Origin of the sequence: Achromobacter sp. UBA4530 (genome assembly GCF_002388205.1) — a bacterium.
GTDB classification, from domain to species: domain Bacteria; phylum Pseudomonadota; class Gammaproteobacteria; order Burkholderiales; family Burkholderiaceae_B; genus Achromobacter; species Achromobacter animicus.
Genome location: NZ_DGMA01000007.1, coordinates 129,139 through 147,829 on the forward strand (window position 1 = coordinate 129,139; position 18,691 = coordinate 147,829).

Below are 18,691 nucleotides of genomic sequence, written 5' to 3' on the forward strand. Positions count from 1 at the left end.
CGCCATGGAGCAAACCATGAGTGATAAACCTGTACCCGGCCGGCGGGGGCTGCTCAAAGCGCTGGCCGTCGGTGTCCCCGGCGCAGCGTGGGCGCCCCGCGCGATCAGCGCCCCGGACCCTGCCTCCCCCACTCCCCATCAAGACGCAGCCGCCACTGGCGGCGCCGCCAACCGAACGCTCAAATTTTTCAACGCGCAGGAAGCCTTGACGATGGATGCCATCGCCGCGCGCCTGATTCCGGCCGACGACCTGGGGCCGGGCGCCAAGGAAGCTGGCGTGACGCTCTTTCTGGACGGCCAGTTGGCCGGCGCCTGGGGTGCGGGCAGCCAGCTCTACCGGCAAGGCCCGTTCGAACAAGGCACGCCGGAACAGGGCTACCAGCTGTCGTTCACGCCGGCCGAGATGTTCCGCCGCGGACTTGCCGCGCTGGACGCCGCCGCGCGCAAGCGGGACGGCAAGCCTTTCGCCGAGCTGGACGCCATGCGGCAGGACGCCTGGCTGCGCGACATGCAGGAAGGCAAGCCGGATTTTTCGCCGCTGCCGTCAGGCGTGTTCTTTCAGGCGCTGCTCGAAGGCACGATCGAAGGCTTCTTTTCCGACCCGCTGTACGGCGGCAACGCCGACATGGTGGGCTGGAAACTGGTGGGATTTCCCGGCGCGTTTGCCTCGTTTTCCAACGATATCGAACGCCACGGCGTGATCTGGGCCGGCCAGCCGGTCTCCATTGCCAACGCCGTGGGCCACAAGATGACGCCGGGAGGCAAGCATGGCTAAAACGCTGCCTGCGGTAGACGTGGCAATCATCGGCGGCGGGTGGACCGGCGCCATCATCGGCAAGGAACTCGCGGCCGCCAAGCAGCGGGTCGTGGTGCTGGAACGGGGCGAGGCGCGTTGGCCCTCGCCCGATTTCCAGGGGCCCAACGTCCACGACGAACTCAAGTACACGCGGCGCCATGAACTGCACCAGGACGCCGCGACGGAAACCTACACGTTCCGCAACAACACGGACCAGAAGGCGCTGCCGATGCGGCGCTGGCAGTTCGCCTACCCCGGCACGCATCTGGGCGGCGCGGGCAATCACTGGTCGGGCGCCTACTACCGCTTCGATCCGACCGACTTCGTCATGCGCAGCCATTACAACGAACGCTATGGCAAGGACATCTTCGACAAGGAGCTGACCTGTCAGGACTGGGGCGTGACGTACGACGAACTCGAGCCCTACTTCGACCGCTTCGACTACCTGATCGGCGCGTCGGGCCAGGCCGGCAACATCAAGGGCGAAAAGCAGGAAGGCGGCAATCCGTTCGAGCCTTGGCGCTCGCGCCCCTACCCAAACCCGCCCATGAAGGTGCCCTACGCGCCCGCGCTGTTCGGCGAGGCCGCGCGCAAGCTGGGCTATCACCCTTACGTGCAGCCGTCCGCGCTCTGTACGCGGCCGTACGTGAACTCCGAAGGCCTGCACATGAGCGCGTGCGTGTACTGCGGGTTCTGTTCGAACTTTGGCTGCGAGCACTTTGCCAAGGCCTCGCCGCAGGTCTGCATCCTGCCCGTGGCCATGAAAATGGAGAACTTCGAGATCCGCACCGGCGCGCACGTGCTGCGCGTGGAGCTGACACCGGACAAGAAGCGCGCCCGCGGCGTGACGTACGTGGACGCGGCCGGCGAAGAAGTCTTTCAACCCGCGGACATCGTTTTCCTCTGTGCATTCGGCATCAACAACGTGCGCCTGCTGCTGCTGTCCGGCATCGGCAAGCCGTTCGATCCGGTCACGAACACCGGCGTCGTGGGCCGCAACTACACGCACCAGACCACCTCGGGCGTGAATCTGTTTTTCGATGAGTCGGTCAACATCAACCCGTTCATGGGGGCCGGCGCGGTGGCGGTGACGATGGACGACTTCAGCGCCGACAACTTCGACCACGGGCCGGTGGGCTTTGTGGGCGGCGGCTATCTGCAGATCCAGGTGGTCAGTGGCGCGCCCATCGGCTTTCATCCGACGCCCAAGGGCACGCCGTCATGGGGATCGGAATGGAAGAAGGCCGTCGCGCGCCACTACAACCATGCGGCGAACATCACCATCACGGGCTCGGCGCAGCCGTGGCGCGGCGGGTATTTGAGCCTGGATCCCACGTATAAGGACGCGTGGGGCCTGCCGCTGTTGCGCGTGACCTACGACTTTCCCGACAACGACATCCGCATGTCGGCGTTCCTGACCGAGAAAGGCGATGAGATCGCGCGCGCCATGAAGGGCATCGCGCGCACCGAGCCTGGACCGCGCAAGCGGCCGTTTTCGGCCACGGCCTACCAGTCCACCCACCTGACGGGCGGCGCGGCCATGGGCGATGACCCAAACACCAGCGTCGTCAACCGCTACGGACAGTCGTGGGACGTGCCCAACGTGTTCGTCACGGGCGCGGCTTTGTTTCCGCAAAACTCGGGCTACAACCCGACCGGCACCGTGGGCGCCACCGCCTACTGGATCGTAGAGAAAATCAAGGCGGACTATCTGCGTTCGCCGGGCCCGCTGGTGTCATCATGAGCGAACATCGCAAAGGCATCTTTTTCACCGTCGGGCTGATGATCGCGGTGCCGGTCATCACGCTGGTCGCCACCGGCGTCCAGATGATGGGCGCCGGCGGCGACGAGGCGATCCGGGCCTCCGCCGTGCCGCAGCCGCCGCCACCGGCAGCCAGCCCGGCGCCGCAGGCGGCGGCTGGCCAGGCCTCTGTGCCTGCCGCACCCGCAGCAGCACCTTCGGCAACAGGCACAACGCCTGCCGCCCCTGCCGCTCCGGGCGCCGCTCCCGCCCCGATGAAACCCGTGCCCGGACGCAGCGCCACCGATTTCACCGCGTCGCGTCCCGACTGGGAAAAATGGCTGAACGAGGCCGATCCCGAAGCGGGCAAGCAGCTTGCCGCCAACGGCAAACCCGGCGTCGCGGTGCAGGCCTGTGTGGCCTGTCACGGACCCGCCGGCATCACGCCAACCGGCGGCATCTTCCCCAACCTGGCCGGCCTGCGCAGCGAGTATCTGGCCAAGCAGCTTGCCGACTTCCGCTCGGGCACGCGCGTGCAGCCGCTGATGAATACGATTGCCCGCGCGTTGACCGAACAGGAAATCGGCCAGGTAGCGGCCTACTACGGCACGCTTGCCGGCCCGCCGCTGCACGTGGGCGAGTTTGGCGGCGAGGCCGCCCGCCGGCTGGACGTTGACGGCGACGGCGCACGCGCGCTGCCCGCCTGCGCCAACTGCCACGGACTGCGCGGCATGGGCGAAGGACCGCTGCTGCCGCGTCTGGCCGGTCAATCGCGCGAGTATTTCACCGACCAGATGAACGCGTTTCGCAATGGCTCCCGCCAGAACGACGACGTGGGCGTGATGCGGGCGTTTTCGCAACGCCTGACCGATGCCGAGATCCAGGCGCTGGCGGCGTATTACGCCGGGCCTGCGCCCGCGCCGCGCTAGTGCCGCTGGCGTCATGACGGCGTAACGCCCCAAGGGAGTACAATCGCGTCCGCCGCACCCGCAACGGGTGCGCGGCCGCGACGCTGTCGCGATCCCAGATGGACCCGGCTTGCCGGGTGGCTCGGCCGGGCGCCTATCCCTCGGACAACTCTCAAGCACCAAGGGCGTTCGCCCTCATTTGCCATAGTCGGCTGCCGCACTCCGCTGCCGCGCACACCGGCAACGCGACCCACGCCTGGCGCTTGTTCAATTCAGCTTAGCCAATCAATGTCAGTTCTTTCCAAGCTTCGTCGCGACTGGATGGCCAATCCGCGCGCGGACATTCTCTCGGGCGTGCTCGTCGCCCTTGCCCTGATCCCCGAAGCCATCGGCTTTTCCATCATCGCTGGCGTCGACCCCCGCGTCGGCCTGTACGCCTCGTTTTCCATCGCGTTCATCATTTCTTTCATGGGCGGGCGGCCCGGCATGATCTCGGCCGCCACGGCCGCCGTCGCGGTGCTGGTTGCGCCACTGGTGCGCGATCACGGCGTCGGCTACCTGTTTGCCGCGACGGTGCTGATGGGTGTCGTGCAGATCGCAGCCGGCTTTTTGCGGCAGGACCTTCTGATGCAGTACGTGTCCCGGTCGGTCGTGACCGGCTTCGTCAACGCCCTCGCCATCCTGATCTTCATGGCGCAGTTGCCGCAGCTGATCGGCGTCACGTGGGTGACCTATGCCATGGTGGCCGCCGCGCTGGCCGTCATCTACCTGCTGCCGCGCCTGACCACCGCCGTGCCGTCGCCGCTGATCGCCATCATCGTGATGACGGCCGTGTCCATCTTTGCCGGCCTGGACGTCAACACGGTGGGCGACATGGGCACGCTGCCGTCGGCCCTGCCGTCGTTCGCGATTCCCGACGTGCCCTTCACGCTGGAGACGCTGCGCATCATCCTGCCGTACTCGCTGACGATGGCCGCAGTGGGTTTGCTGGAATCGATGATGACGGCGCAGATCGTGGACGACATGACCGACACGCCCAGCGACAAGCGGCGCGAATGCAAGGGCCAGGGCATCGCCAACCTCGTCACCGGCTTTCTGGGTGGCATGGGCGGCTGCGCCATGATCGGCCAATCGGTCATCAACGTGCGCGCCGGCGGCCGCACGCGGCTGTCGACCTGCGTGGCGGGCGTCTTCCTGCTGTTCCTGATCGTGGCGCTGGGCCCGCTGGTGGCGCAGATTCCGATGCCGGCGCTGGTGGCCGTGATGATCATGGTGTCCATCGGCACCTTCAACTGGCGCTCGTTGCGCAACCTGGGCTCGCATCCGTGGCAGTCATCGGTGGTCATGCTGGCCACCGTGGCCGTAGTGGTCTGGACGCATGACCTGGCGCGCGGCGTGCTGGTCGGCGTGGTGCTGAGCGGCCTGTTCTTTGCCGGCAAGGTGAAGGGGCTGCTCGACGTGGACGCGTCGCTGTCCGAGGACGGCCGCACGCGCACCTACCGCTATGCCGGCCAGATCTTCTTCGCCTCGGCGTCGCGGTTCTCGGCGGCGATCGACTTCCATGAGGACGTTGACCGCGTGGTGATCGACCTGTCGGCCGCGCACTTCTGGGACATCTCGGCCGTCGGCGAACTGGACAAGGTGACGCTCAAGCTGCGCCGGGCCGGCCGCCAGGTCGACGTCGTAGGGCTGAACGAGGCCAGCGCGACGCTGGTCGGCCGCTACGCGCAGCCGGGCGCGTCCGCGGGGCATTGACCCGCGCCGCGCCTGTCATCTGGCCCAGGATTCGATGAAGGCCAGGTTCAGGCGGCGAGCCGCGTGACTACCGCGGCCGGATCCCAGCGGCGGCCCGGCACCGCTGCCAGCAGCGCCTGCGTGTAGGGATGGGAGGGATTGCTGAACACGTCGGCGCACACACCCTCTTCCACAACGCGGCCCGACTTCATGACAGCGATGTGGTCGCAGACCTGTGCGGCCACGCGCAGGTCGTGCGTGATGAACACGATGGACAGGCCCAGTTGCTGGCGCAGCCGGGCCAGCAGCGCCAGCACCTGCGCCTGCACGGATACGTCCAATGCCGACACCGGTTCATCGGCGATCAGCACTTGCGGCCGCATCGCCAGCGCGCGCGCCAGGCCGACGCGCTGGCGCTGGCCGCCCGAAAACTCGTGCGGAAAGCGCCGCACGGCGTCAGGCGACAAGCCCACCAGTTCAAAGAGTTCCTGCGCGCGGGCCAGCGCCTCGCGGCGCGGCGTGCCATGCACGATGGGGCCCTGCGCCACAATCTCGCCGACGCGCTGGCGTGGGTTCAGCGATCCGTACGGATCCTGGAACACCATCTGCACGCGCTGCGCATGGGCGCGGCGGGCGCGCGCGCCCTTGAACGACAGCGGCTCGCCGGCCAGCGTAATGTCGCCGCCATCGGGCGGCAGCAGTCCCAGCAGCGTGCGCGCCAGCGTGGACTTGCCTGACCCGCTTTCGCCCACGATGCCCAGCGTGCCGCCGCGCCGCAGCGTCAGCGTCACGTCGTCCACCGCGTGCGTCACACGGCCGGGCCGGCCGAACCAGCCGCGCTTGCGGTAGGTCTTGGACAACCCCTGCGTGGTCAGGATCGCAGGCGCGTTCCCGTCAAGGTCGACGCGGACCGGCGCGGGCGCCAGCGGCGGCACCGCGGCGATGAGCGCGCGGGTGTACGGATGGCGCGGATGTTCCAGCACCTGGTCGGCCGTGCCGCTTTCCACCAGTTCGCCGCGCTGCATGACGGCGACGCGGTCGGCAATCTCGGCCACCACGCCAAAATCGTGCGTAATGAAAAGGACCGCCGTACCCTTGCGGCGCTGCAGGTCGTGGATCAGGTGCAGGATCTGCGCCTGCGTCGTGACGTCCAGCGCGGTCGTCGGTTCGTCGGCAATCAGCAGCGCCGGTTCCAGCGCCAGCGCCATGGCGATCATCGCGCGCTGCCGCTGTCCGCCCGACAGCTCGTGCGGATAGGCGCCCAGCGCCTGCGCGGGGTCGGGCAGCCGGACGGATTCCAGCAGGTCCAGCGTGCGCTGACGGATCACGGCGCGCGACAGCCGCGTGTGCGTGCGGAACACCTCGGCGATCTGGTCGCCGATGGTGCGCAGCGGGTTGAGCGCGGTCATCGGTTCCTGGAAGATCATGCCGATGCGCTGGCCGCGCAGCCGGCGCAGCGCATCGGGCGCGAGCTTCAGCATGTCCTGCCCCTCCCAGAGCACGCGGCCGGCACTGGCGTGCACGCCTTGCGGCAGCAGGCCGAGAACCGTGCCGGCCGTCAGCGATTTGCCCGATCCGCTTTCCCCGACGACGCAGACGATCTCGCCCGGGTTGACCGCCAGCGTCAGGCCCTTGAGCGCATGCGGCCGGTCGGCGCCGGGCGGCAGGTCCACGGAAAGGTTTTCGATGCGAAGCAGTTCGGTCATGATCGTTTCAGCCTGGGATTGAGAGCGTCGTTCACCCCCTGCCCGACCAGCGATATCGCCAGGACGGTCAGCAGGATGGCAATGCCGGGAATGGCGGACACATACCACTGCACCCGGATCACCCCGCGGCCGCCGCCGATGAGGTTGCCCCAGGACGGCACGTTGGGGTCCGACAGGTTCAGAAAGGCCAGCGCGCTTTCCAGGAGGATCGCCGTGGCCATGATGACGCTGGCGTAGACGATCACAGGCGGCAAGGCGTTGGGCAGGATCTCGCGGAAGATGAGGCGCAGGTCGCCCATGCCCAGCGCCCGGCCCGCCTGCACGAACTCGCGGGTCTTGAGCGTCAGGAATTCAGAGCGGGTCAGCCGCGCCACCGGCGGCCACGACACCAGCCCGATCGCCAGCACCACCGTGCGCAGGTCCGAGCCGAACACGGCCACCAGCACCAGCAGCAACAGGAAGTTGGGCAGGATCTGGAAGGCCTCGGTCACGCGCATCAGCAGGTCGTCGGCCAGGCCGCCGTAATAGCCCGCCACGGCGCCCAGCACCACGCCGATCAGCACCGACACGACCGTCGCGGCAAGGCTGATGGCCAGCGTGACGCGCGCCCCGTGCAGAATCTGCGCGGCGATGTCGCGCCCCACTTGATCGGTGCCCAGCAGAAAGCGCGCGTTGTCGCCGGGCCACTGAAGCGGACGGCCGGCCAGACTGAGCGGATTGCGCGGATACCAGAAGTCGGCGCCCAGCGCGGCCGCGCAGACGGCCGCCAGCAGCACAAGGCCCAGCACGGCGACGGGGCTGTGGAAGTAACGGCGTAGCGTTTCCATGGTTCAGCTCCGGACAATGCGCGGGTCAAGCCGCGCATACAGCAGGTCGACGATGAAGTTGATGGCGATCACCAGCAGCGCGGACACGAACACGATGCCCAGCAAGGTGTTCAGGTCGCGCTGCACGACAGATTCGTACGCCAGGCGGCCCAGGCCGGGCAAGGCGAAGACGCTTTCGACCACGACCGACCCGCCCAGCATGGTCCCGGCCTGCAGGCCCAGCAGCGTCACCATCGGCAGCAGCGCATTGCGCAGCATGTGCCGCGCCACGACTGCCGTTTCGCGCAGCCCCTTGGCGCGGGCGGTGCGGATGAAATCGTGCGAGGCCACTTCCAGCATGGATGCGCGCATGATGCGCAGGTAGATGGCCAGGAAGATCAGCGCCAGCGTCGCGGTGGGCAGAATCAGATGCCACGCGATGTCCAGGATGCGGGTCAGGCCCGTGTAGCCGGACGCAATGGTCTCGAACCCGCCGGCCGGCACCCAGTCCAGCCACACCGCGAACACAAAGATGCCCATCAGGCCGAACCAGAACGATGGCGTGGCGCAGAACACCAGCCCCAGCGTCGAGATCAGCCCGTCGGCCCAGCCGTTGACGCGCCGCGCCGCGATGACGCCCAGCGCCATGCCGCCCGCAAAGGCGAATGACAGCGCCGACCCCATCAGCAGCAGGGTCGCCGGCAGGCGCTCGGCGATCACGGCGGCCACCGGCTTGCCGTAGATGGCGGAATAACCCAGGTCCAGATGCGCCAGCCGCCACAGATAGTTGCCAAGGCGCGCGCTGGCCGACTCGTCCAGCTGGTAGTGCGAGCGCATGGCCGCAATGGTGGCGGGGTCGGCGCCACCAATCTGCGCCACCAGTGCGTCGACGGTATCGCCGGGCGCCAGCTGCAGCAGCAGGAACAGGCCCGCCAGGATGATCAGAAGCGCGGGCGCCGCCGCCAGAAGCCGCCGCACCGCAAGAGTCAGGAACCCCATGCCGCGGTCCTAGGCCGACAGCCAGGCGTCATGCCAATCGCTGGACGGCCACCGCGCATTGTTATGGCCGTTCTGCAGCTTCCGGCTCGCCACTGAATAAAACTGGCGTTCGGTCGCCATCCAGATGGGCAGTTCGTCGTTGACGGCCTGCACCCACTCGGCGTACAGCGCGCGGCGGCGGGCTGCGTCGATCTCAGACGCGGCGTCGTCGATCAGCTTGTCCACCTTGTCCGACTGCCAGCCGTACTGGTTTGTCCACGGCGCGCCCGCCGGGCTGCCCGATCGGTACCAGACCGTCGTGGACACCGCCGGGTCGCCGCGGTACTGGTGCCAGCCCGTGGCGATGTCGAAGTTGTGTTCCTTATAGACGGAAGACAGCGCGCCCGCGATGTCGTACTGCACGATCTCGACCTTGATGCCCACGGCTTCCAGCGACTGCTGGATGAAGGTCGCCAGCAGCGGCACGTCTTCGCCGTTCTGGATGGGCACCAGCTTCAGCGCGAAGCGCACGCCGCCGGCGCCGCGCTTGTACCCGGCCTCGTCCAGCAGCGCCTCGGCGCGCTTGACGTCAAACGGATACGGCGGCTTGCTGCCCGCCGGGAAGAAGGCCTCGGACGACGACGGAATGGGACCGGTGGCCGGCTTGCCCAGCCCATACAGGAAGTTCTCGATGAAGAACTCGATGTCGATGGCGTGGACAATGGCGCGGCGCACGCGCACGTCGGCCAGTTCCTTGCGGCGGAAGTTGAATTCCAGCGTGTTGTTGAACACGTTGGCCTCCAGCCCCTTGCTGCGCACCTCGAACTGCGGGTTCTGCTTCAGGCGGTCCAGGTCGGCGAGCGTCAACTGCGAATAGGCGCTGAGCTGAAGCTGGCCGGTTTCCAGCGCGGCCGTGGCGGCCGACTTGTCCGTGATGATGCGCCAGACCACGCGGTCCAGATAAGGCTCGCCCTTGCGCCAGTAATTGGGGTTGCGCTCGGCAATGATGAACTGCCCGCGCTGGTACTGCACGAACTTGAACGGGCCCGTGCCGACCGGCGCGGTGTTTGCCGGGTTCTCCAGCACGTTGGTGCCTTCGTACAGATGGCGGGGGACCACATACCCCAGATCGGCCAGCGCGCGCAGCAACAGGTCCAGCGGCATCGGCCGGCTGTAGCGGAACACCGCCGTATGCGCGTCGGGCGTGTCGACTGCCTCCAGATAGAGCTGCAGGGCGGTGCCGAAATTCAGGTGTTTCTTCCACAGTTCCAGCGCGTTGTACTGGACATCAGCCGACGTGAACGGCTTGCCGTCGTGCCAGGTCACGCCTTCACGCAGCTTGAAGGTGATGGTCCTGCCGTCCGGGTCGGCGGTCCACGCGGTGGCAAGCTGCCCGACGGGTTTGCCGGCCGCATCCAGGTCCACGAGCGATTCGATGATCTTGCTGGTAACGATGTACACGCCGGTCGAGGCGCGCAGCGCCGGATTCAGGATCCGCTGCTCGGACCCAAGGTGCACGTTCAGCACGCCGCCATGACGCGGCGCGGCGGATTGCGCGAAGATCGACGTGGGAAATGCCATCGCGGCGGCAAGCGCCCCGGAAGACAACAGGAAATCGCGGCGGGTGGTGCGCATGTCGGACTCTGGTTCTGCCTGGTTGGAAGCTGCGGATCTTAGGCCTGCGCGACATGGCTTGAGAAATGCTGATTTCTCATTTGCTCATGCGTCCCCCCGTGTCGCTGCCGATAGAACAAGTCGTGTCGTCTCACGTTTCGTTACCTGACAGGCACGCCACTTGCTCAAACCGACGGATCGCATCTGCCGGAGTTTTCATGCCCGCTTCGCATTCCCTCGACACCACGACGCTGACGGTGCTGACGGTCAATACCCACAAGGGCTTTACCAGTTTTAACCGCCGCTTCATGCTGCACGACCTGCGGGAAGCGCTGCGCACCGCAAAGCCGGACGTAGTGTTCCTGCAGGAGGTCCTGGGTGAACATCAGACGCATGCCGGCCGCCACGAGTCATGGCCGGCGCAGTCCCAGTACGAGTTCCTGGCCGACACGCTGTGGACGGACTTTGCCTACGGCCAGAACGCCGTTTATCCGGAAGGTCACCATGGCAATGCCATCCTGTCGCGCTACCCGATCGAAAGTCACCACAACCACGACGTGAGCGTGGACGGCCACGAGGGGCGCGGTCTGCTGCACTGCGTGCTGCGGCCCCCTGCCCTCGCCTCGCCCGTGCATGCGATATGCGTGCATCTGGGCCTGCTCGAGCGTCATCGCGGCGAGCAACTGCGCCGCTTGTGCAAGCTGGTGTCGAACGACGTGCCGGCCGACGACCCGCTGCTGATTGCCGGCGACTTCAACGACTGGCGGCTGCGCGCTGATGCCTTGATGCGCGAGTGCGGGACCTCGGAGGTATTCACCTCGCGGTTGGGCCGGCCCGCGCGGACGTTTCCCGCGCGCTGGCCGCTGCTGCGGCTGGACCGCATCTATGTGCGCAGCGTGCGTGACTGGCAGCCGGTGCCGCTGGCGTCCCGCGTGTGGTCTCGCCTTTCCGATCATGTGCCAATTTGCGCGGAGATTGCGCTATGAACCTGGGCTGGCGCGAAAACAACCGATACACCCTGCTGGAAAACGGCACGGAGTACTTTCCCGCGGTCGTCGAGGCCATTGACTCGGCGGCCAGCGAAGTGCTCGTGGAAACCTTCATCCTGTTCGACGACGTCGTCGGCAAAGAGATCCAGCAGGCCCTCATCCGCGCGGCGCGCCGGGGCGTCAGCGTCGACCTGCTGGTCGACGGTTACGGCTCTGACGAACTGAGCGAGGCCTTCATCGGCGCCATGACCGAGGCCGGCGTGCGCTTTCACGTCTTTGATCCGCGTCCGCGCTTTCTGGGGGTGCGCACGAACGTGTTCCGGCGCATGCACCGCAAGATCGTGGCCGTCGACCGCCAACGCTCCTTCATCGGCGGCATCAACTTTTCCGCGGACCACCTGCCCGATTACGGACCGGAAGCGAAACAGGACTACGCCGTTCTGGTGGAAGGCCCGCTGGCGGCCGACATTGCCGACTACGCGCGCGCGGCGCTCGGCAAGGGCAAGCGCGGGCTGCGGCGCCGTCCTGCGCGCATGGATCCCCTGCCCGCCGGCGACGGCGGGGGCCGGCTCGTGGTGCGCGACAACGTCAGCCATCGCAGCGACATTGAACGCTATTACCGCGCGGGCGTGCGCTCGGCACGCTCGGACGTGCTGATCGCCAATGCGTACTTCTTTCCCGGCTACCACCTGCTGCGCGATCTGGTGAAGGCCGCCCGCCGCGGAGTGCGCGTGCGCCTGCTGCTGCAGGGCGAACCCGACGTGCTGGTCGCCCGGCTTGCCGCCTCGATGCTCTACGACTACCTGATGGACAACGGCGTGGAGATCCACGAGTACTGCAAGCAGCCGCTGCACGGCAAGGTGGCGTGCGTGGACGAGGACTGGTCGACGATCGGCTCCAGCAATCTGGACCCCCTGAGCCTTGCGCTCAATCTGGAAGCCAACGTCGTGGTGCGCGACGCGTCGCTGAATGCGGCCCTGCGCAAGAGCCTGGACCGGCTGATTGCAGAGGACTGCCGCCCCGTCGAGATGCCCAAGAACTCGCGGCGCCGGTTGCGCCGTCTGTGGCTGGGGGTGGTGGTGTTCCACTTTCTGCGGCGCTTTCCCGCATGGGCTGGCAGCCTCCCGGCGCACAAGCCGCGCCTGCAGACCGTCACGGCGGACACCGGCAGGGAGACGGCATGAAGATCCTGCACTCGTCGCCCATGCGGGCCCTGCGGCGCCGCTGGCCGCGGATCAAGCGCATTCTGCCCGTGCTGGTCCTGATCGTGGTGGCCGGCCTGCTTTATTACTTCGGGCGGTCCGTGGATTGGCCGCAGGTGTGGGTGGCGATGCGCAAGATTCCCGGGCAGACCATTGCCATTGCGGCCGGCCTGGTGGTGGCGGGTTACCTTGCCTATGGCAGCCTGGACCTGCTCGGCAAAAAGTACACACGGCATCACCTGCCCGCGCCCAAGGCGCTGGGCGTGGCCATGTTGAGCTACGCGCTGAACCTGAACCTGGGCGTGCTGGTGGGCGGCCTGGGTGCCCGTCTGCGGCTGTACACCCGGCTGGGCTGCCGCAAGTCTGTGGCGACGCGCGTCGCCCTGTTTGCGGCGGCATCGAACTGGATCGGCTATGCGTGGCTGGCGGGCATCGTGTTCGCCTTGGGCGTAGTGCCGGTGCCGGCAGGCTGGGAAATCGGCTCCGGGATGTTGCGTCTGCTGGGTCTGGCCCTGCTGGCGTTCGGGATCGCCTACGTGGTGACATGCGCGAGGGCCAAGCGCCGCAGCGTCACCTGGATGGGCCACCACATCACCTTGCCGCGCGCCCGCATGGCGGTGGCGCAATGCGCCGTGGCCGCGCTGTCCTGGTCCCTGATGGGCGCCATCTGCTTTGTGCTGTTGCAGGGCAAGGCGAGCTACCCCGCGGTGCTCGGCATCCTGTTGTGCACCAGCTTCGCGTCAGTCATCACCCGCGTGCCCGGCGGCCTGGGCACCACCGAGGCCATCTTCGTGGCCGCGCTGGGTTCGCAGATTCCGCCCACCGAAGTGCTCGGCGCGGCGCTGGCGTACCGCGCGGTGTATGCGCTGGCGCCGTTGTGCCTGGCGCTGGTGGCCTATCCCCTGATCGAGCTGAAACTGGGCATGCGCAAACGCAAGGGAGAAGCCGCTCCCCCCGGTCAGGCTCGCCATCTGCCATGAGGCCCGCCATGAATCGACCCCAACCCGACTCAGCAGGCACCGTCGCCGCCTACCCCCGGCGAACCGGCGCGTCCGAACACGAAATTGCGTCGCAGGAGGCGCTGGCGTTGCGGATCGCGGCATTGCTGGGCCGGCGCTTCGTGCCGGACTTCCGGCCGACCCGCAATCGTGGCGAACCGCCGCCCTACTACGTGCCCGACCGCAGCATCACCAGCCTGGCCCGCGCGAACAAACTGGGCATCACGCGCGCGGCCGACTTGTTTGGCGGGGTGACGCCGCACGCCTTCGTGGCGACCAAATCCATCACCCATGGCGTCGTCGACGCGCAGGCGAAATCGCCGCAGGGCTGGGTGCGCCCGCTGGCCGGCGAGCTGGATGAGGTCGTGTTGCGCGGGTACACCGCGTTCACGCTGGACGATGCGCACCGCGCGGGCGAACGTCTGCTGCAGGCGGGCGCGCTGCGGCTCAAGCCGGCCGACGCCAACGCCGGGCGCGGCCAGGTCGTCGTGCGCAATGCGCAGGAACTGCGCGCTGCGCTGAACGGCCAGGACGCCGCCACCATGCGCCGGCTGGGGCTGGTGCTGGAAGAAGACCTGGCGCAGATCGCGACCTACAGTGTGGGCTGGATCCGCGTGGGCAAGCTGGAAGCGTCGTACGTGGGCACGCAAAGCCTCACCCGGGACAACAACGGCGAGCCGGTGTACGGCGGCTCGGCGCTGACATTCGCGCGCGGTGGGTTCGACGAACTGCGGGCGTTGAACCTGTCTGACGAGGAACGGCAGGCAGTGGACCTGAGCTGCCGTTACGACACGGCAGTGTCCACCGCGTATCCCGATTTTTTCGCGTCGCGCCGCAACTACGACGTGGCGATCGGCCAGAATGCCCGCGGCGAGCCCCGCGCGGGCGTGCTCGAGCAATCGTGGCGAGCCGGCGGCGCCAGCATCGCGGAGCTTTCCGCATTGCAGGCCTTCATGCTGTCCCCGTCGCTCAAGTCGGTGTCCGCCTTTACGCGCGAACGCTACGGCGCGGACGAACCGGCGCCCACCTCGGAACAATACGTGTATCGCGGCGAGGATTCCGCCGTGGGTATGATCACCAAATCGGGGGGCATCCTGGAGGACGACAATGGCCGCCTTTAGCGACCCAATCGACATCGAGGTGGCGGACCAGCGGCTGGCCGGCACCTTTCTCACGCCCGAAAGCAAGGTGCCGGGCGTGCTGTTCATTCACGGCTGGGGCGGCGACCAGAAATTCGACCTGGCCCGCGCCAAGGGCATCGCCGCGCTGGGCTGCGTCTGCCTCACGTTCGACCTGCGCGGCCATGCCGCCACTCAGGCGCAGCAGATGCAGGTCTCGCGCGACGACAACCTGCGCGACGTGATGGCCGCCTACGACCGGCTGGCAGCGCATCCGTCGCTGGACAGCGGCTCGGTGGCGGTGGTGGGCAGCAGCTACGGCGGCTACCTGGCCGCCATCCTGACCGGCATGCGCCGCGTGCGCTGGCTGGGCCTGCACGTGCCCGCGCTGTACCGCGACGACGAATGGATGCTGCCCAAGAACCAGCTCAACCGCGAGACCCTTCGCGCCTACCGCAACTCCCACATCGAACCCGAAAGCAACCGCGCGCTGTCGTGTTGCGCCAACTTCACGGGCGATGTGCTGATCGTGGAGGCTGAGCACGATGTCTATATCCCGCACTCCACGATCATGAATTACCGGTCGGCGTTTCGCAGGTCGCATTCGCTGACGCACCGCATCCTGGACGGCGCGGACCATGCGCTGACCGACAAGGCCTCGCAGCAGGCCTACACCTCGATCCTGGTGAACTGGGTGACGGAGATGGTGATGGGCGCGCGGGTCGGCCGGGCGCGGCCTGTGCCGTAGCCGCGGCCGGCGGCAACGGCAAGCCGCGCGACGCCGATCAGGGCTTCGGGCTCAGCATGTCCGACAGCGCGTCGCCCAGTTCCTTGACGGCGCCCGCGACGCCTTCCGCCGCGCCTTCTGCCCCCACCCCGATGGCGTGCCCGAACCCGCGCGCCACCTGCGCGGAAAAGCCGCGCGTGACCGAGAACTTGGGGTTGTCCAGGCTGCCGGCCAGTGCGAATTCAAACCGGATGACTCCGCTCTTGTCCTTCATGGCCGCCAGCACCGCCTTGCGCGGCAATGAAAAGAGGCTGCCGTCGCCGCTGAACTTCAGGTTGTGCAACGCCACGGTGCCCGACGCCTTGAGTTCGCGGCGCGCGATGGCTGTCTTCATGTCCAGGTCCATGGAGCCGCCGGACAGCGAGCCCGCGCCGTTATCGGCCAGATAGGGCGCCGCATGGCGGATATCCATGTTGCGCACCGCCACCGTGATGTCGGCGTCCGCACCGCCCACCACCAGCTTGCCCTTTGCCCGCACGGTGGCCTCGCCGTTGCGGTTGTCTTCGACCTTGCCGGTGAATTCCAGGTCGCTGGCCGTGCCGTCGCCAGGTATCACGACGGGCTGCAGGTGAGCCTGCACGTCCTTGAACGGAATGCGATGCGGCGGCTTGGACACTGCGCCGTCCAGATAATCCAGGCGGCCATCGCGCAGGATGAGCTCGGCCACGCGGATGGGACCGTTGCGCCGGGTCTTGCCATCGCCGTCGCCGGCGCGCAGCGCCGCCTGCAACGCGGGAGAAATCTGCATGTCGCCGTCGGGATTGCGCACCACGGCGAAGTCGAAACCTTCGACGATGATCCGCTTGAACACGGCCTCGCGGCGCAGGAAAGCGGTCCATTCCGGTTCAAGTTCAACGCGCCGGGCACGCGCGCCGGGTTGCCCGGACGCGCCCGGCACGGCGACGTCTGTCAGCACCACCTGATGCAGGCCAACCTGCACGTTGCCGACCTGGCTACGCGGACCCAGCATGCTGGCGATGCGCTGCTCGACCACGCGGGTGGCGGCCAGCGCCAGCACCGCGACGACCGCGCCAATCAACAACAAAATCGCCAGGGCGGTACCCCAGCGTGACCGGCCACGCGTGTCGGCTGCGTTCGAACTCATTATGGTTTCCGAAGTTGTAGGGGACGTCGGCGCGAAAGCCGCCGCATGCCTTGCACCATAGCGAGGCGCGGCGGCCGGCGCAACCTGACCATCGTCCGGGATGCGCAATCGTTCATCAATGCTCGATAAGGATGAGACGGTTTGCGGCGCAAGGATGCCTCAATCCGTTCTACGCCTCAAACCTTGTCACGCCGCCACGACAGGCGCCAGTAGCGTTCGGGACGGAAGGCCGACGCTCCTGCCAGCGACATGTCAGGCTGCTGCGCATCGAGCGGATCAAGCGCCAGGCTGCTGCGTGCGGCCAATGCGCGTTGCCGGGCGCGGCCGACGTCAACCTCCGGCCCGACATCCAGCGGCGAGGCCAGGATCCTGCGGCCTAGCAAATCGGCCAGGCGTTGCTGGACGGCCCCCGGCTCGGCCTCCGCGACCTCTTCGTAGGTAACCCACTCCACACGGTGGAACAGCGCGCGCAGGGTCAGGCAAGCCTCGGACACGCGCACGTGCGCGGCAGTGCACAGTCCAAGCGGCATCAGAACGACACGCGGCCGCAGGGCGGACACTGCCGCGGCCAATGCGCCCGTCAGGCGTCCCTCCTCGCCGCTTTCCAGATACTCGTCGTGCAGTAAATCCATCTGCACGCCCCGCACGCCAAGCAGCGACAAGGCGCGATCGTTGCGGGCCCGGCGGTCAAGAACGGCCTGCCGGCCGTTCTTGACTCCGCAGTCGCGGTCCGCCGCGGTGTTCGCTTCGGCCACCAACGGCAAGCCGGAGTACACCGTCAGAACGGTGCTGTCCGGACGCGCGGCGAGCAGCCCCGCACAACTGACGACAGCGTCGTTGAAGCAGGAAGAAACCGCGACCACTCTGCCTTCTCGAAGCATCCCGTCCTCGCTGTCCGGCTTACCAGTACGGGGGTTGGTTGTAGTACTGATGGATGCCGCGCGCCCAGGTCTCGTCCGCCATGCTGGGCCAATTGTCCTTGTCGAACCCCTCCGCGTTCTTGAGCACGTCCTTGTCCACATTCAGCACGAAGCATTTGCGGTCGGTATCCAACGTCAGCGCGCTCCACGGAATGGCGTACAGCTTGTCGCCGATGCCAAGGATGCCGCCGCGCGACAGCACGGCATACGCAATGCGGCCGCGTGGCACGTCCACCATGATTTCCTGAATGCTGCCCAGCGTTTCGCCGGCGGGGTTGTACACGTCGTTGCCTTCCAGCGTGCTGGCCGCCATGACTTCCGGTCCGGGTCCGCTTGGATCGCTCTTCGGGCCGCCCACGATCTTGGTTTCACCTTGCGCCTGGCCGGCGCCCGTCAATGGTTGGTTCATGGTGAGTCTCCTTCGATGAATGGTCCGCGTGGCGAACGGCTCGCCACGCGGACCACCATCAAGCAAGCCGTGTGCCAAAGCCGCAGACTCCCGCCTGCCTGGGACCGGCGCCCGAAGCAGCGGCATTTTTTACATTCGTCCCCACAAAAATGCCGGGGCCGGCCCTGCACTGCGCAGACCCGGCCCCGGCGGTGGCGTTGCGCCCGGCGGGCGTTACCGGCGCTTGCCGTGATCCGACATCATGCAGATGCCGGCCAGTACGCCCAGCAGCACCGCGCCTGCGATGCTCTTCCAGGCGTTTTCATGCACGTAGTCGTCCGTCGCGTGCGATACCTCGCGTGCCCGCGACCACGCGGCGCGTTCCCAGCCGCGTGCCTGATCGCGCGCGGCGTCCAGCCGCTGCTTGAGCTTGTCGCGCGCGGATTCGATTTCGGATCCGCTGTAGCTGGCAGTGCTGCGCAGCAGATCCTCGGTGCCCGAAATCAGGTCACGCATCGTTTGCGAAGACGTGTCCGACGAGTGAAACATATCGCGCAGCCTATCTCGCTTGTTCATGAGTTCTCCTTGAAAAACTGCGGGTCGCTCCCCCCGCGGCACGGCGCACGCGGAGCGCGGCCCGCAGGCCGCATGCCTTGCAGGACCGTCACAGATGGTCGATGCCCGGCGTCTGCTGCGGGTCCAGACCCGGCATGGGATTCGGAATGCTGTCGGGAGGCCAGTTGCCTTTCTCGTCCTTGCCCGTTTCCGGGACATCCGGCTTGGGTTGTTCGGCGGGCGAATGGTCGGGCGTTTGCTGACCGCCCTGCCCGGGCTGTTGGGAACTCGTCCCTCCGGTATTTGCCATGATGTGCCTCCTGAAATGAAAAGATCGTCGGGCCGG

At 67.3% G+C, this 18,691-nt stretch carries 18 protein-coding genes and 1 other annotated feature; of the genes, 9 read left to right on the top strand and 9 right to left on the bottom strand.

Features of this window, described 5'->3' with window-relative positions:
* Window positions 1-16 precede the first annotated feature (16 nt).
* The 4 genes from B2W22_RS04935 (at window position 17) to B2W22_RS04950 (ending at window position 5,200) form a co-directional block, all read left to right on the top strand.
* Window positions 17-775, top strand: a complete 759-nt coding sequence (locus B2W22_RS04935; RefSeq protein ID WP_239213312.1) for a gluconate 2-dehydrogenase subunit 3 family protein — start codon at window positions 17-19, stop codon at window positions 773-775.
* Complete coding sequence (locus tag B2W22_RS04940) at window positions 768-2,540, top strand: GMC family oxidoreductase (RefSeq protein WP_175136521.1); 1,773 nt, start codon at window positions 768-770, stop codon at window positions 2,538-2,540. Before B2W22_RS04935 ends, B2W22_RS04940 begins: the two co-directional genes overlap by 8 nt.
* Window positions 2,537-3,466, top strand: coding sequence for a c-type cytochrome (locus B2W22_RS04945; RefSeq protein WP_286936440.1), 930 nt, complete (start codon window positions 2,537-2,539; stop codon window positions 3,464-3,466). The genes B2W22_RS04940 and B2W22_RS04945 overlap by 4 nt, the downstream gene beginning before the upstream one ends.
* Before the next feature lie 97 nt (window positions 3,467-3,563).
* Window positions 3,564-3,616: a sequence feature (sul1 is cis-regulatory element that is thought to sense ions involved in sulfur or methionine metabolism; They are found in Alphaproteobacteria), on the top strand.
* Between the two features lie 117 nt (window positions 3,617-3,733).
* Entirely contained in the window at window positions 3,734-5,200 is a 1,467-nt protein-coding gene (locus B2W22_RS04950) for a SulP family inorganic anion transporter (RefSeq protein WP_286936443.1), read from the top strand.
* A gap of 47 nt (window positions 5,201-5,247) precedes the next feature.
* On the opposite strand, the gene B2W22_RS04955 is transcribed toward B2W22_RS04950, so the two are convergent.
* From B2W22_RS04955 to B2W22_RS04970, 4 genes are read right to left on the bottom strand one after another with little or no spacing between them, the layout of a single operon-like run.
* Entirely contained in the window at window positions 5,248-6,885 is a 1,638-nt protein-coding gene (locus tag B2W22_RS04955; RefSeq protein WP_286936445.1) for an ABC transporter ATP-binding protein, read from the bottom strand.
* Window positions 6,882-7,712, bottom strand: a complete 831-nt coding sequence (locus tag B2W22_RS04960; protein WP_175185293.1) for an ABC transporter permease — start codon at window positions 7,710-7,712, stop codon at window positions 6,882-6,884. The genes B2W22_RS04955 and B2W22_RS04960 overlap by 4 nt, the downstream gene beginning before the upstream one ends.
* Window positions 7,713-7,715: 3 nt before the next feature.
* Complete coding sequence (locus tag B2W22_RS04965; protein ID WP_239213319.1) at window positions 7,716-8,690, bottom strand: ABC transporter permease; 975 nt, start codon at window positions 8,688-8,690, stop codon at window positions 7,716-7,718.
* Between the two features lie 9 nt (window positions 8,691-8,699).
* On the bottom strand, window positions 8,700-10,304 hold the full coding sequence (locus B2W22_RS04970; RefSeq protein ID WP_286936449.1) for an ABC transporter substrate-binding protein: 1,605 nt from the start codon (window positions 10,302-10,304) through the stop codon (window positions 8,700-8,702).
* Between the two features lie 197 nt (window positions 10,305-10,501).
* Here B2W22_RS04970 and B2W22_RS04975 point away from each other — a divergent pair, with 197 nt between their 5' ends.
* The 5 genes from B2W22_RS04975 to B2W22_RS04995 are packed head-to-tail and all read left to right on the top strand — an operon-like array spanning window position 10,502 to window position 15,338.
* A complete protein-coding gene (locus B2W22_RS04975; RefSeq protein WP_175121567.1) occupies window positions 10,502-11,269 on the top strand; it encodes an endonuclease/exonuclease/phosphatase family protein in 768 nt (255 codons plus the stop codon).
* Window positions 11,266-12,456 carry a cardiolipin synthase ClsB gene (gene clsB, locus B2W22_RS04980; protein WP_175121568.1) on the top strand — a complete coding sequence of 397 codons (1,191 nt, stop codon included), beginning with the start codon at window positions 11,266-11,268 and terminating at the stop codon, window positions 12,454-12,456. Before B2W22_RS04975 ends, clsB begins: the two co-directional genes overlap by 4 nt.
* Window positions 12,453-13,454: a lysylphosphatidylglycerol synthase domain-containing protein gene (locus B2W22_RS04985; RefSeq protein WP_175121569.1), complete on the top strand. Its 1,002-nt coding sequence runs from the start codon at window positions 12,453-12,455 to the stop codon at window positions 13,452-13,454. The genes clsB and B2W22_RS04985 overlap by 4 nt, the downstream gene beginning before the upstream one ends.
* Window positions 13,455-13,462: 8 nt before the next feature.
* Window positions 13,463-14,593 carry a DUF3182 family protein gene (locus tag B2W22_RS04990; protein ID WP_175185296.1) on the top strand — a complete coding sequence of 377 codons (1,131 nt, stop codon included), beginning with the start codon at window positions 13,463-13,465 and terminating at the stop codon, window positions 14,591-14,593.
* Window positions 14,580-15,338, top strand: coding sequence for an alpha/beta hydrolase family protein (locus B2W22_RS04995; protein ID WP_286936451.1), 759 nt, complete (start codon window positions 14,580-14,582; stop codon window positions 15,336-15,338). The genes B2W22_RS04990 and B2W22_RS04995 overlap by 14 nt, the downstream gene beginning before the upstream one ends.
* A gap of 37 nt (window positions 15,339-15,375) precedes the next feature.
* On the opposite strand, the gene B2W22_RS05000 is transcribed toward B2W22_RS04995, so the two are convergent.
* From B2W22_RS05000 to B2W22_RS05020, 5 genes are all read right to left on the bottom strand, one after another.
* Window positions 15,376-16,482: a DUF748 domain-containing protein gene (locus tag B2W22_RS05000; protein ID WP_286936452.1), complete on the bottom strand. Its 1,107-nt coding sequence runs from the start codon at window positions 16,480-16,482 to the stop codon at window positions 15,376-15,378.
* 176 nt (window positions 16,483-16,658) lie between these two features.
* Entirely contained in the window at window positions 16,659-17,345 is a 687-nt protein-coding gene (locus tag B2W22_RS05005; protein ID WP_286936453.1) for a PIG-L family deacetylase, read from the bottom strand.
* A 37-nt stretch (window positions 17,346-17,382) separates the two neighbouring features.
* Complete coding sequence (locus B2W22_RS05010) at window positions 17,383-17,811, bottom strand: PRC-barrel domain-containing protein (RefSeq protein ID WP_175121574.1); 429 nt, start codon at window positions 17,809-17,811, stop codon at window positions 17,383-17,385.
* 213 nt (window positions 17,812-18,024) lie between these two features.
* Entirely contained in the window at window positions 18,025-18,366 is a 342-nt protein-coding gene (locus B2W22_RS05015) for a DUF883 family protein (protein ID WP_175121575.1), read from the bottom strand.
* An 88-nt stretch (window positions 18,367-18,454) separates the two neighbouring features.
* Entirely contained in the window at window positions 18,455-18,655 is a 201-nt protein-coding gene (locus B2W22_RS05020) for a hypothetical protein (protein WP_175121576.1), read from the bottom strand.
* Between the last annotated feature and the right edge of the window lie 36 nt (window positions 18,656-18,691).

Bases quoted from the DNA above. Each gene is read 5' to 3' on its own strand.
- B2W22_RS04995 (WP_286936451.1), top strand. From the start codon at position 14,580: ATGGCCGCCTTTAGCGACCCAATCGACATCGAGGTGGCGGACCAGCGG.
- B2W22_RS04965 (WP_239213319.1), bottom strand. From the start codon at position 8,690: ATGGGGTTCCTGACTCTTGCGGTGCGGCGGCTTCTGGCGGCGGCGCCC.
- B2W22_RS05010 (WP_175121574.1), bottom strand. From the start codon at position 17,811: ATGAACCAACCATTGACGGGCGCCGGCCAGGCGCAAGGTGAAACCAAG.
- B2W22_RS04955 (WP_286936445.1), bottom strand. From the start codon at position 6,885: ATGACCGAACTGCTTCGCATCGAAAACCTTTCCGTGGACCTGCCGCCC.
- B2W22_RS04960 (WP_175185293.1), bottom strand. From the start codon at position 7,712: ATGGAAACGCTACGCCGTTACTTCCACAGCCCCGTCGCCGTGCTGGGC.
- B2W22_RS04940 (WP_175136521.1), top strand. From the start codon at position 768: ATGGCTAAAACGCTGCCTGCGGTAGACGTGGCAATCATCGGCGGCGGG.
- B2W22_RS04985 (WP_175121569.1), top strand. From the start codon at position 12,453: ATGAAGATCCTGCACTCGTCGCCCATGCGGGCCCTGCGGCGCCGCTGG.
- B2W22_RS04945 (WP_286936440.1), top strand. From the start codon at position 2,537: ATGAGCGAACATCGCAAAGGCATCTTTTTCACCGTCGGGCTGATGATC.
- clsB (WP_175121568.1), top strand. From the start codon at position 11,266: ATGAACCTGGGCTGGCGCGAAAACAACCGATACACCCTGCTGGAAAAC.
- B2W22_RS04990 (WP_175185296.1), top strand. From the start codon at position 13,463: ATGAATCGACCCCAACCCGACTCAGCAGGCACCGTCGCCGCCTACCCC.
- B2W22_RS05000 (WP_286936452.1), bottom strand. From the start codon at position 16,482: ATGAGTTCGAACGCAGCCGACACGCGTGGCCGGTCACGCTGGGGTACC.
- B2W22_RS05015 (WP_175121575.1), bottom strand. From the start codon at position 18,366: ATGAACAAGCGAGATAGGCTGCGCGATATGTTTCACTCGTCGGACACG.
- B2W22_RS04950 (WP_286936443.1), top strand. From the start codon at position 3,734: ATGTCAGTTCTTTCCAAGCTTCGTCGCGACTGGATGGCCAATCCGCGC.
- B2W22_RS05020 (WP_175121576.1), bottom strand. From the start codon at position 18,655: ATGGCAAATACCGGAGGGACGAGTTCCCAACAGCCCGGGCAGGGCGGT.
- B2W22_RS04935 (WP_239213312.1), top strand. From the start codon at position 17: ATGAGTGATAAACCTGTACCCGGCCGGCGGGGGCTGCTCAAAGCGCTG.
- B2W22_RS04975 (WP_175121567.1), top strand. From the start codon at position 10,502: ATGCCCGCTTCGCATTCCCTCGACACCACGACGCTGACGGTGCTGACG.
- B2W22_RS04970 (WP_286936449.1), bottom strand. From the start codon at position 10,304: ATGCGCACCACCCGCCGCGATTTCCTGTTGTCTTCCGGGGCGCTTGCC.